Origin of the sequence: Plantibacter sp. MCCC 1A11337 (assembly GCF_013349365.1) — a bacterium.
Taxonomy (GTDB): domain Bacteria; phylum Actinomycetota; class Actinomycetes; order Actinomycetales; family Microbacteriaceae; genus Plantibacter; species Plantibacter flavus_A.
This window is the reverse complement of the sequence record NZ_JABJWX010000001.1, coordinates 287,952-299,848: the sequence shown is the minus strand read 5'-3', so window position 1 is coordinate 299,848 and position 11,897 is coordinate 287,952. Positions and strand designations below refer to the sequence as shown.

The following is an 11,897-nucleotide window of genomic DNA, read 5'->3' as shown; positions in this document are numbered from 1 at the left end:
GAGCGGGAACGGGGACGGAGCCAGTAGCCTAGACACGGGCCGCCGGCCGAAGGAAGAGGGGCAGATGGATAAGCAGCGCGACTTCGTTCTCCGCACGATCGAGGAGCGGGGCGTCAAGTTCGTCCGGCTGTGGTTCACCGATGTCGTCGGGACCCTCAAGTCCGTCGCGATCGCCCCGGCCGAAGTGGAAGGCGCGTTCTCCGAGGGCCTCGGCTTCGACGGATCGGCGATCGAGGGGCTCAGCCGCTCCTACGAGTCGGACCTCCTGGCCCACCCCGATCCGACGACCTTCCAGATCCTGCCGTGGCGCGGCGAGATCGACCCGACGGCGCGCATGTTCTGCGACATCACGACGCCCGACGGCCAGCCCGCCGTCGCCGACCCGCGGAACGTCTTGAAGCGCACCCTGGCGAAGGCCGCCGACATGGGGTTCACGTTCTACACGCACCCCGAGATCGAGTTCTACCTGCTGAAGTCCTCGCAGTACGGCGTCGACGGACCGGAGCCGGTCGACTCGGCGGGTTACTTCGACAACGTGCCCGGCGGCACCGCTCATGACTTCCGTCGACGTTCCGTCCGGATGCTCGAAGACCTCGGGATCTCCGTCGAGTTCAGCCACCACGAGGCGGGCCCCGGCCAGAACGAGATCGACCTGCGATACGCCGACGCCCTGACCACGGCCGACAACATCATGACCTTCCGCACCGTCGTGAAGGAGGTGGCGATCGAGCAGGGCGTCTACGCGACGTTCATGCCGAAGCCGCTCGTCCACCAGCCCGGCAGCGGCATGCACACGCACATGTCGTTGTTCGAGGGTGACTCGAACGCCTTCTACGAGGCGGGTGCGCAGTACCAGCTCTCGAAGACGGGCCGGCAGTTCATCGCCGGACTCCTGACGCACGCCCCGGAGATCACCGCGGTGACGAACCAGTTCGTGAACTCCTACAAGCGACTCTGGGGTGGCGTCGGGCCGAACAAGCTGTCCGAGGCTCCGAGCTTCGTCTGCTGGGGCCACAACAACCGCTCGGCACTCGTGCGCGTGCCGCTCTACAAGCCCAACAAGGGCCAGAGCGCACGGGTCGAGTACCGCGCCATCGACTCCGCCGCCAACCCGTACCTCGCCTTCTCGCTCATGCTCGCCGCTGGGTTGAAGGGCATCGAGGAGGGCTACGAGCTCCCACCGGAGGCCGAGGACAACGTCTGGACGCTCTCCGACACCGAGCGTCGGGCGCTGGGGTACAACGCGCTGCCCGCCAGCCTCGATCGCGCCGTCAGTCTCATGGAGGGTTCCGAACTCGTGGCGGAGACGCTCGGGGAGCAGGTGTTCAACTACGTCCTGCTGAACAAGCGACAGGAATGGCACGAGTACCGGGCCCAGGTGACCCCCTTCGAGTTGGCCAGCAACCTGGAGATGCTCTAGACGAGGGGACCGGTCGGTCGTATGGTCCGCGAGAACATCTCCCTGAGCACGCTCGCCCGACTCGGGTTCACCGGTCTGGGTGAGGCCAGGGACCGGCTGGACGAGCTCGCGGAACTCGTCCGACTCGACCCGGCGTCGCTGTCGCCCTCCTTCGCCGTCGCGGCCGACCCCGACGCCGCGCTGGTCGGTGTGCTGATGATCGGTCGGAAGTCACCCGACGAGCTCTCAGCCCTTCTGGCGGACCAGGCCTCGGCGGAGCGCCTGTTCCGACTGTTCGGTGCCTCGCAGGGGTTCATCGACTTCTTCCTCCGCCACCCCGACCAGCTGTCGGTGTTCGAGTTGCCCGTGACCCGTGTCCCGACGCTGCAGGAGGCGCGCGACGAACTGCTCGCGAGCGTCGGCGCCGAGGACGGCTTCGCCGCGATGGTCGAGGAGCCGGCCTGGGACGCGATCCGCGTGGTCTATCGACGACTGCTCGCCGAGGTCGCCCTCTTCGACCTCTGCGCCCCGGATCCGATCGTCGTGCTCGACCGGGTGGCCAGTGCCCTCTCCGATCTCGCTGCCGGTGCGTTGGAGGCCTCCATCGCCGTCGCACGCACGCAGACGAGCGGCCCGAGGGGTCCCGGCGTGTATCCGCGTGAGGAGGTCGCGGCCACCCGCTTCGCCATCATCGGCATGGGCAAGGCGGGCGCACGGGAGCTGAACTACGTCTCCGACGTCGACGTCATCTTCGTCGGTGAGGGTTCGGGCGACGGCGAGGACGGGCTCGACAACGGGCGTGCCGTCGAGATCGCCACCCGGCTCGCGGTCCTCACCATGCGCGGTCTCGGACAGGCGGGTCTCGAACCGAGTCTGTGGGAGGTCGATCCGAACCTCCGCCCGGAGGGGAAGGCCGGCGCCCTCGTCCGCACGCTCGAGTCGCATCTCGTGTACTACGACCGCTGGGCGAAGAGCTGGGAGTTTCAGGCGCTCCTCAAGGCACGGGCCCTCGCCGGGGATCCCGAGCTCGGCGCCCGCTACATCGATGCGGTGCAGCCGAAGGTGTGGGGGAGTGCGTCCCGCGAGGGGTTCGTCGAGTCGGTCCAGCGCATGCGCGAACGGGTCACCGAACACATCCCCGCGGAGGACGTCCACTACCAACTGAAGCTCGGCCCGGGCGGGCTCCGCGACATCGAGTTCACGGTGCAACTGCTCCAGCTCGTCCACGGACAGCTCGACGACTCCGTGCATCAACGCGGCACCCTCGCCGCCCTCGACGGCCTCGCGACCGCCGGGTACATCGGTCGCGCCGAGGCGCAGGAGTTCGCTCACGACTACCGCCTGCTGCGCGTGCTCGAACACCGCCTGCAGCTGACGCGACTGCAGCGCACGCACATGATGCCGCGCGACGAGCCGTCCCTCCGATCCCTGGCCCGCTCGAGCACGCTCGCGACGACCGCACAGGCCCTCGTCACGCGATGGGAGACCACGAAACACGGTGTCCGGCAGCTGCACGAGCGGTTGTTCTACCGGCCGCTGCTCTCGGCGGTCGCGGCCTTGCCCGAGAGCGGTCTGAGTCTGACGAGCGGTCAGGCGGAGGCGCGACTCGCGGCGATCGGCTTCGTCGACCCCCGCGGCGCGCTCGCCCACATCGGGGCGCTCACCGCCGGCGTGTCGCGGCGCGCCAACATCCAGCGGCATCTGCTCCCCGTCATGCTCGGCTGGTTCGCGGACGGCGCCGATCCCGACTACGGATTGCTCGCGTTCCGGCGGCTCAGCGAGTCCCTCGGCGAGTCGCACTGGTTCCTGCGGATGCTTCGCGACTCCTCAGGCGCGGCCGAACGGCTCACGCGGGTCCTCTCGGGGTCCCGGTTCATCGGCGAGCTCATGGACCGCATCCCCGAGTCGGCCGCTTGGCTCGCCGGAGACGAGGACCTCCTCCCGCGACCGTCGACCGCGCTCGGCGAGGAGATCGCCGCCATCCTCAGACGACACGACTCACCGGACACCGCAGCCGCCGCCATCCGCGCGGTACGGCGACGTGAAGTCCTCCGGCTGGCGATGTCGTCGACCGTCGGCATGCTGGACGTGCAGGGCCTCGCCGCCGGACTGACGGACGTGTCGACGGCGACGCTCGCAGGGCTCCTCGGCGCCGTCAGACGCATCGGCGGCCTCGGCGCGGACATCGAGTTCGCCATCATCGCCGTGGGCCGCTACGGCGGCGCAGAGCTCGGACTCGGTTCGGACCTCGACGTCCTCTACGTGTTCCGGCCGAAGGAGGGGGTCGACACCCAGGATGCACAGCGCCAGGCCGGAGCGATCGCCGCAGAGCTCAAGCGTCTGAGCGAGGACGCCCGGCTCCCGCTCGACCTCGACCTCGACCTCCGTCCCGAGGGGAAGAACGGTCCGCTCGTGCGCTCCCTCGACTCCTACCGGAACTACTACGCGCGCTGGTCCCTCACCTGGGAGGCGCAGGCGCTGCTCCGCGCCGCCGGGGTCGTGGGCGACACCGAGCTCATCGAGGCGTTCACCGAGGTGGCGGACACGGTCCGTTACCCAGCCGCCATCAGCGAGCAGTCCGTCCGCGAGGTCAAGCGGATCAAGGCACGCGTCGAGAACGAGCGGCTGCCGCAGGGCGCCGACCCGACGAGACATCTGAAGCTCGGGCGCGGCTCGCTCAGTGACGTCGAGTGGTTCGTGCAGCTCCTCCAGCTCGAGCACGGTGCGGCGGTGCCATCGTTGCGCACCACCTCGACGCTCCGAGCGCTCGACGCGGCGGTGGAGGCGGATCTCGTCGATCGGGAGTCCGCCGAACGACTCCGCGAGGCCTGGATCCTCGCCTCGCGGATCCGCTCGGCCATGACGCTGTGGTTGAACAAGACGCAGGACGTGCTGCCGAGCGACCGACAACAGCTCGAAGGTGTGGCACGACTCCTGGAGTACCCGACCGGATCGGCGAGCCTCCTGGAACAGGACTACCTCGCGGCCACCCGGCGCGCCCGGACGGTCTTCGAGCACGGCTTCTACGGCAGCTGAGCCGATCGCGTCGACCACACGGAACCGCCCGCCATCCGAGAGGATGGCGGGCGGTTCCGGTACAGCAGGTGTCGTCAGACGCCGTAGTACAGCTCGAATTCGAACGGGTGCGGGCGCTGGGCCAGCGGCTTGATCTCGTTCTCGCGCTTGTACTGGATCCAGGTCTCGATGAGCTCCGGCGTGAAGACGTTGCCGGCGAGGAGGAACTCGTGGTCCGCCTCGAGCGCCTCGAGCGCAGCGCCGAGCGATGCGGGCACCTGCGGGATGTTCTTGGCCTCCTCGGGGGGAAGCTCGTAGAGGTCCTTGTCGACGGGCTCGTGCGGCTCGATGCGGTTCTTGATGCCATCGAGGCCCGCCATCAGCTGAGCGGCGAACGCGAGGTACGGGTTGCCGGACGCGTCGGGCGCGCGGAACTCGATGCGCTTGGCCTTCGGGTTCGTGCCCGTGATCGGGATACGGATCGACGCCGAGCGGTTACCGGCCGAGTAGACCAGGTTGACGGGAGCCTCGAAGCCGGGGACCAGGCGGTGGTACGAGTTCACCGTCGGGTTCGTGAACGCCAGGACGGCCGGGGCGTGCTTCAGCAGACCGCCGATGTACCAGCGGGCGAGGTCGGAGAGGCCGCCGTAGCCGTTCTCGTCGTAGAAGAGCGGCTTGCCGTCGCTCCAGAGCGACTGGTGCGTGTGCATGCCCGAGCCGTTGTCGCCGAAGAGCGGCTTCGGCATGAAGGTCGCGGTCTTGCCCCACAGCTCGGCCGTGTTCTTCACGATGTACTTGAACTTGAGGATGTCGTCCGCCGCGGCGACCATGGTGTCGAAGCGGTAGTTGATCTCAGCCTGGCCGCCGGTGCCCACCTCGTGGTGCGCACGCTCGAGGATGAGGCCGGCGTCGATCAGCTTGAGGCTGATGTCGTCGCGGAGGTCGGCCTGCTTGTCGACGGGGCTGACGGGGAAGTAGCCACCCTTGTACGGCGTTTTGTTGCCGAGGTTGCCGCCCTCTTCGGCGCGGCCGGTGTTCCAGGCTCCCTCTTCGGAGTCCACCGAGTAGAAGCTCGAGTGCTGGTTCACCTCGTAGCGGACGTCGTCGAAGATGTAGAACTCGGCCTCGGGGGCGAAGAACGCGGTGTCGGCGATGCCGGTGGAGGCGAGGTACTTCTCAGCCTTCTTGGCGACCTGACGGGGGTCCTTGGAGTAGATCTCGCCGTTGCGGGGGTTGTAGATGTCGAACACCATGATGAGCGTGCGCTCGGCACGGAAGGCGTCGATGTAAGCGGTGGAGACATCCGGGATGAGCTGCATGTCCGACTCGTGGATGTTGGCGAAGCCACGGATGGACGAACCATCGAAGAGCTGGCCGACGGTGAAGAACTCCTCGTCGACGGTGCTGGCCGGGATGTTGAAGTGCTGCTGCACGCCGGGAAGGTCCGTGAAGCGGATGTCGAGGAACTTGACATCGGTGTCCTTGATGAACTTGAGCACTTCGGAAGAATCACTGAACATGTGAATGGCTCCAAATGGGGTTGGTACAGGGAGGCTGCACAGCGCAGCCATCTGTGAGACTACGGGGAGGGGGTTACCCCACCATGACACCCATGTTTCGTGGATGTTACGAGAATCCCCGCCCGAATAGAATGGCACAGTGCCCCACACCCCGCAGAATCCACGGACCTTCGGAGAGCTTCCTCCCAGCGCCTTCCCCGGTGAACGCCTGGGACTCCCGGAGAGCGGCGTCCGATCGGTCGCGCGGGTCGGTCGGCGGATCACCGCGCTCGTCATCGACTGGGCCGTGGCGGTCGTCCTCTCGGTCGCGTTCTTCGCCTACGACGCCACCGCGACACTCGTGATCTTCGCCATCATGCAGTTCGTGTTCATCCCGACCATCGGCGGCAGTCTCGGTCACCGGCTGTGCGGCATGCGTCTCATGCCGTTGACCGGCGGTTGGGTCGGACTCTGGCGGCCGGCCGTGCGAACCGTGCTCCTCTGCGTGGTCGTTCCAGCGCTCGTCTGGGATTCGGACCAGCGTGGCTTCCACGACAAGGTCGCCGGCACGGTGCTCCTGCGGGTGCGCTGAACGCAGCCGGAGCCGCGAACGGCCGCCCTCCGTCAGGAGGGCGGCCGTCGTTCCGACACCGCGAAGTGTTCCGAGCGGTTCCGGTGGGTCAGCGCGCGCGCTGCGGGCGGACCCGCATCGGGTCGACACCCTTCGGGATGGGGAGCTGCGTACCGAACGAGGACAGACGGTTGCTGACCGCGAGCACCTCGGGGTTGGTCAAGGACTTCTTGACCTTCCGGAGGGCGCCGGAGAGCTGGCGGAGCTGCACCGAGTCGGCGTCGGGCCCGACGTGGAACACCGTGATCGGCACGTTCGGGAGGATGCGGGTGACCTTGCGCTTCTCGTCCTCGAGCAGGCGTGAGGTCCGCGATCGGGGTCCTTCGGCGATCAGAGCGACGCCACCGCGGCCGACGGCCCGGTAGATCGCGTCCTGGGTCTTCGGGTTCACGGCGACGGGCATCTCGCTGGTCTGCCACGAGCGTGGAGCAGCGCGGAGCACCTGGCCCACCGCGCCCGGCCGACCCTCGATCTGCGTGTAGACGACCTTGTCCGCGCGCCGGGTGAGGATGAACAGGGCCGCGAGGATACCGGCGAGCACACCCGCGATGATCCACATGACGAGCGCGAAGATGTTGCCCGCCGAGAACAGCAGTGCGACCGCGACACCGATGAGCACCGGCAGGATGAAGCCGCCGAGCATCAACCACTGCGCCGCCTTGTCGTGGCGACGGGTGAGCTGGAACACCTGCCAGAGCTGCTTGATCCGCCCTGGTTCCTTCTGCGCCGCCGGGGGCGCGTCCTTCTGAGCCATGCTCCCAGGATAGCCGGTGACAGAGGGTCCTGATGCTGCGTTCTGCTCCACAGGCCGGTGACGCGGGGGCCTTGTCCACAGCCACGTGCGCCGACGCTGTCAGACGGGACTCCGCGTCGGAGGATCGAGCTATGGAAACACTGCCAGACCCGTCCGCGTCCACGACCCGAGTGGCCGGCCGTCGTCTCGTCCGGTGCCTGGGTGAGGGCCGGGAGTGGACGGCCTACTCGACGGTGCTCGCCCACGCCGGCTCCGCGCCCGGAGGGCGTACCGACCAGGCCTCCCCGGCGGGCGACGCCGTGCTGCTCCGAGCGAGGGCCGACGCCGCCGAACGCGACCTCTGGCGTCGCGCGGCCATCCTGTCCCGACTCGACCACCCGCACATCGTGAGACTCGTCGACGTCGCCGAGGATCCCACCGGCCTCCCGTGCCTGCTGGTCGAGCGGCTCGCCGGCGGCACGTTGGGAGAACTGCTGCGCCGCCGGGAGTCGATCGCTCCCGGTGAGGCCGTCACGATCCTGGCACCGCTGGTCGACGCCATCCGCGCGGCGCACCTCTCCGGGATCAGTCACGGGTCGATCAGCGCTTCGGCCGTGCGCTTCGCCGACGATGGCCGACCGGTCCTCTCCGGGTGGTCGAGCGCAGCTCCCGTGGACCAACAGAGCATCGATGGTGGGCTCGGACGCACCGCACCGGCGTTCGCCGCCGATTGGACGGCGTTCGCAGGGCTCATGGACGGTGTCCTGCAGGCGACCGACCCCGATGAAACCCCCACGACCGTGGCCTGGGCCGACGTCGTGCCTGAACTCGCCGACCACGAGATCGCCAATCGACTGCAACAGCGGATCCACGCCCTGGCACGACCGCTCCCGGTCCTGCTCGACCGGGTCGACCCGTCGTCCGCATCGCCTGCCGATGTCATCCGTGCTTCCGCCGATCGCGCGCAGCGGACCGCTCCGCTCCCGCCGACCCGACGAGCCGCGGTTGAATCGAGGCGTCTGTCGCGGCATCCTGTGTCGCGGCTGCGCCGTCGTCTGGCTTGGCGACCCGGGCGAGGTACCCGGGCCGCGGCCACTGCCGGCTCGCCGCCGTCCGTCGACACCGGCCCGAGACGTCGTCGACTCATGATCGGAGCGGCGGGCGCGGCGGTGGCGCTGGTGTCGGCGGCGATGGTGTTCCTGCCGTCCGAAGACCCGAGCACCGCGATCGCACCGACGCCGGCCGGTTCGGCCGGCCCGGCGTCCGCGGCGGTCACGACGGTCGCGCCACCGGTGGAGACACCGACGTCGGCGGCGGACGAAGCCGACGCCGTCGACGTGGTCACCGGTGACGATCCGGCGGACGCGGCCCGCGAGCTCGTCCGTCGACGTGATGAGTGCCGCACGACGGGGGAGGAGGGGTGCGTCTGGGACTCCGTCGAACGCGGGTCCCCGTTCGACGACGACGAGCACCTCGGTGTCGGGATCGGCTCGATCGATGCGGCGAGTCTGGACCTCGTCGACCGTCAGGGCGACGCGGCGGTCCTTCGCGGCACGGCCGAGCCGTCTGAGACGGACGACGCCGCCGCAGGACGACGACAGCCCGTCACGCTCCTCGTGGTGAGGGGCGAGACGGGCTGGCGTCTGCGAGAGGTGTTCACCGCCGGGTGAGGCGGTGGACACGGTGCGGTCGGTTCGGGATCAGATCCCGAGCGAGCCGCGGAAGTCGCCTGCTTCGAGGCGGTTCTTCACCTGGACGAGGAAGCGTGCAGCGTCCGCGCCGTCGATGATGCGGTGGTCGTAGCTCAGCGCGAGGTAGACCGTCGAACGGATAGCGATCGCGTCTGCACCGTCGACCGTCACGACGACCGGCTTCTTCGTGACGATGCCCGTACCGAGGATCGCCGACTGCGGCAGGAACACGATCGGGGTGTCGAACAGGGCGCCGCGCGAACCGGTGTTGGTCAGCGTGAACGTGCCGCCCGACAGCTCATCGGGCTGCAGCTTGTTGTCGCGGGTGCGCTGCGCGAGATCGGCGATCTCGGCGCCGAGCTCGGCGATCGATTTGGAGCCCGAGTTGCGGATGACCGGCGTCAGCAGGCCACGCTCGGTGTCCACGGCGATCGCGAGGTTCTCCGTCTCCGGGTACACGATCTGGTCGCCGTCGACGGTGGCGTTGATGATCGGGTACGTCTGGAGCGCCTCGCTGGCAGCAAGGGCGAAGAACGGCAGGAACGACAGCTTGTTGCCGGTCTTGGCGAGGAACTCGTCCTTGACGGCCGTGCGGAGTGCCGCGACCTTCGTGACGTCGACCTCGACGACGCTCGTCAGCTGGGCGGTGCCCTGCATCGAAGCGACGGCGCGCTCGGCGACGACCTTGCGCAGACGCGACATGGCCTTGCTCGTGCCACGCAGCTCGGAGACCTGGACGGTCGGAGCAGCGGGCGACTCCGTGGCGCCACCGGCGCTCTGAGCCTGCAGGACGTCTTCCTTGCGGATACGTCCGCCGACACCGGTGCCGGTGACCGTGCTGAGGTCGACCCCGTGCTGGTTGGCGAGACGACGCACCAGCGGCGTGACGTAACCGGAGTTGACGACCCCGCCGGCGGCGGGCGTCGAAGCGGCGGCAGGCGCCGGAGCAGCGGCAGCGGGAGCAGCAGGTGCCGGAGCAGCAGCGGGCGCGGCGGCGGGAGCCGGAGCAGCAGCAGGCGCAGCGGCGGGAGCCGGAGCGGCGGCAGGAGCCGGTGCAGCGGCGGGAGCCGGAGCAGCAGCAGGCGCAGCGGCGGGAGCCGGCTCAGCAGCAGGAGCCGGCGCGGCAGCAGGTGCCGGCTCGGGCTCGGCAGCGGGAGCGGGCTCGGCCGGAGCGGGCTCGGCAGCAGCCGGTTCCGCGGCGGGCGCGGGCTCCTCGGCCGCAGCCGCACCCGAACCATCACCGATGGTCACGAGAGCGGTGCCGACCTCGACGGTCTCGTCCTCCTGGACGAGGATCGCTTCGATGACACCCGCGACGGGCGAAGGGATCTCGGTGTCGACCTTGTCGGTCGACACTTCGAGCAGTGGCTCGTCGACCTCCACGGTGTCGCCGACATTCTTCAGCCAGCGGGTGACCGTACCCTCGGTGACACTCTCGCCGAGTGCCGGGAGGCTGACGGATTCGCTCATGACCTTGTCTCCTTTGAAACCTGTTGTGTGTTCACTAGCTTATTGGGGTGTTCGGAACGCGTCACAGCGCGTGCAGGGGCTTGCCTGCGAGCGCGAGGAATGCTTCGCCGAGCGCCTCGTTCTGCGTGGGGTGCGCGTGGATCAGCGGCGCGATGTCCTCGGGGTAGGCCTCCCAGTTGACGGCGAGCTGGCCTTCGGCGATGAGCTCACCGACGCGGGCGCCGATCATGTGCACACCGATGACGGGGCCGTCGTTGACGCGGATGACCTTGACGTTGCCGCTCGTGCCGATGATCTCGCTCTTGCCGTTGCCGGCGAGGTTGAAGTCGTAGCTCGTGATGTTGTCGGCGCCGTACTGCTCAGCCGCCTTGGCCTCGCTGAGACCGACGGACGCGATCTCGGGGTCGCTGTACGTGACCTTCGGGATGTTGACGTCCTCGATGATGACGGGCTTGAGACCGGCGATCTCCTCGGCCACGAAGATGCCCTGCTGGAAGCCGCGGTGCGCGAGCTGCAGGCCGGGGACGATGTCGCCCACGGCGTAGAGGCCGGGGATGTTCGTCTCGAGACGGTCGTTCGTGATCACGAAGCCGCGGTCGATGGTGACACCGACCTCCTCGAAGCCGAGTCCGGCCGTCGACGGGCCACGGCCGACGGCGACGAGCAGCAGCTCGGCGTCGATCGTCTTGCCGTCCTCCAGCGTGATGTGCACGCCCGAGTCGTCCTGGGTGACGCCCTGGAACCGCACGCCGAGCGAGTACTCGATGCCGCGCTTGCGGAACGCGCGCTCGAGGGCCTTGCTGATCGACTCGTCCTCGTTGGGGACGAGGTGGGGGAGCGCCTCGATGATCGTGACCTCGGTCCCGAACGACTTCCAGACGCTCGCGAACTCGACGCCGATCACGCCGCCGCCGAGGACGGCGACCTTCTTCGGCACGAAGTCGAGCTGCAGCGCCTGCTCGCTCGTGATGACGCGGCCACCGATCTCGAGACCGGGGAGCGAGCGGCTGTAGGAGCCCGTCGCGAGGATCACGTTCTTGCCGGTGATGAGGTCGTCGCCGACCTGCACGCTCGTCGGGGAGACCAGACGGCCCTCACCCTCGATGGTGGTGATGCCGCGGGCCTTGACGAGGCCCTGGAGTCCCTTGTACTTCTTCGCGACGATGCCCTCGCGGTACTTCGTGACGCCCTCGATGTCGATGCCTTCGAAGGTGGACTTGACGCCGTACTTCTCCGACTCGCGCGATGCGTCCGCGACCTCCGCGGAGTGCAGCAGCGCCTTCGTCGGGATGCAACCGCGGTGGAGGCAGGTGCCGCCGACCTTGTCCTTCTCGATCATGCCGACGGTGAGGCCGAGCTGCGAAGCGCGCAACGCCGCAGCGTATCCGCCGCTTCCGCCTCCCAGGACTACCAGGTCAAAATTCTGCTCGGACACTCCGTTGCTCCTTGTGTGTGCTTC

8 protein-coding genes are annotated in these 11,897 nt (G+C 68.7%); 4 read left to right on the top strand and 4 right to left on the bottom strand.

What is annotated here, in order from left to right; translation table 11 throughout:
* The first annotated feature begins 64 nt into the window (after nt 1-64).
* Both HOW07_RS01370 and HOW07_RS01365 read left to right on the top strand, forming a co-directional pair.
* A complete protein-coding gene (locus tag HOW07_RS01370; RefSeq protein WP_079705870.1) occupies nt 65-1,420 on the top strand; it encodes a glutamine synthetase family protein in 1,356 nt (451 codons plus the stop codon).
* 21 nt (nt 1,421-1,441) lie between these two features.
* Nucleotides 1,442-4,435 carry a bifunctional [glutamine synthetase] adenylyltransferase/[glutamine synthetase]-adenylyl-L-tyrosine phosphorylase gene (locus HOW07_RS01365; protein ID WP_175115878.1) on the top strand — a complete coding sequence of 998 codons (2,994 nt, stop codon included), beginning with the start codon at nt 1,442-1,444 and terminating at the stop codon, nt 4,433-4,435.
* Nucleotides 4,436-4,509: 74 nt separating this feature from the next.
* Here HOW07_RS01365 and glnA read toward each other — a convergent pair whose 3' ends face one another.
* Nucleotides 4,510-5,934: a type I glutamate--ammonia ligase gene (glnA, locus tag HOW07_RS01360; RefSeq protein WP_056005986.1), complete on the bottom strand. Its 1,425-nt coding sequence runs from the start codon at nt 5,932-5,934 to the stop codon at nt 4,510-4,512.
* A gap of 139 nt (nt 5,935-6,073) precedes the next feature.
* On the opposite strand from glnA, the gene HOW07_RS01355 reads away from it, so the two are divergent.
* Nucleotides 6,074-6,505, top strand: a complete 432-nt coding sequence (locus tag HOW07_RS01355) for an RDD family protein (protein ID WP_064293768.1) — start codon at nt 6,074-6,076, stop codon at nt 6,503-6,505.
* Nucleotides 6,506-6,593: 88 nt separating this feature from the next.
* Here the strand turns inward: HOW07_RS01355 and HOW07_RS01350 are convergent, their stop codons facing one another.
* Nucleotides 6,594-7,298: a DUF4191 domain-containing protein gene (locus HOW07_RS01350; RefSeq protein ID WP_071260054.1), complete on the bottom strand. Its 705-nt coding sequence runs from the start codon at nt 7,296-7,298 to the stop codon at nt 6,594-6,596.
* Between the two features lie 131 nt (nt 7,299-7,429).
* Here HOW07_RS01350 and HOW07_RS01345 point away from each other — a divergent pair, with 131 nt between their 5' ends.
* On the top strand, nt 7,430-8,947 hold the full coding sequence (locus HOW07_RS01345; RefSeq protein WP_175115877.1) for a hypothetical protein: 1,518 nt from the start codon (nt 7,430-7,432) through the stop codon (nt 8,945-8,947).
* A 30-nt stretch (nt 8,948-8,977) separates the two neighbouring features.
* Here HOW07_RS01345 and HOW07_RS01340 read toward each other — a convergent pair whose 3' ends face one another.
* Entirely contained in the window at nt 8,978-10,438 is a 1,461-nt protein-coding gene (locus HOW07_RS01340) for a 2-oxo acid dehydrogenase subunit E2 (RefSeq protein WP_175115876.1), read from the bottom strand.
* Between the two features lie 61 nt (nt 10,439-10,499).
* The gene (gene lpdA, locus HOW07_RS01335; protein ID WP_064293772.1) at nt 10,500-11,873 is read right to left on the bottom strand and encodes a dihydrolipoyl dehydrogenase; all 1,374 of its coding nucleotides are present in this window, start codon (nt 11,871-11,873) and stop codon (nt 10,500-10,502) included.
* Nucleotides 11,874-11,897 lie beyond the last annotated feature (24 nt).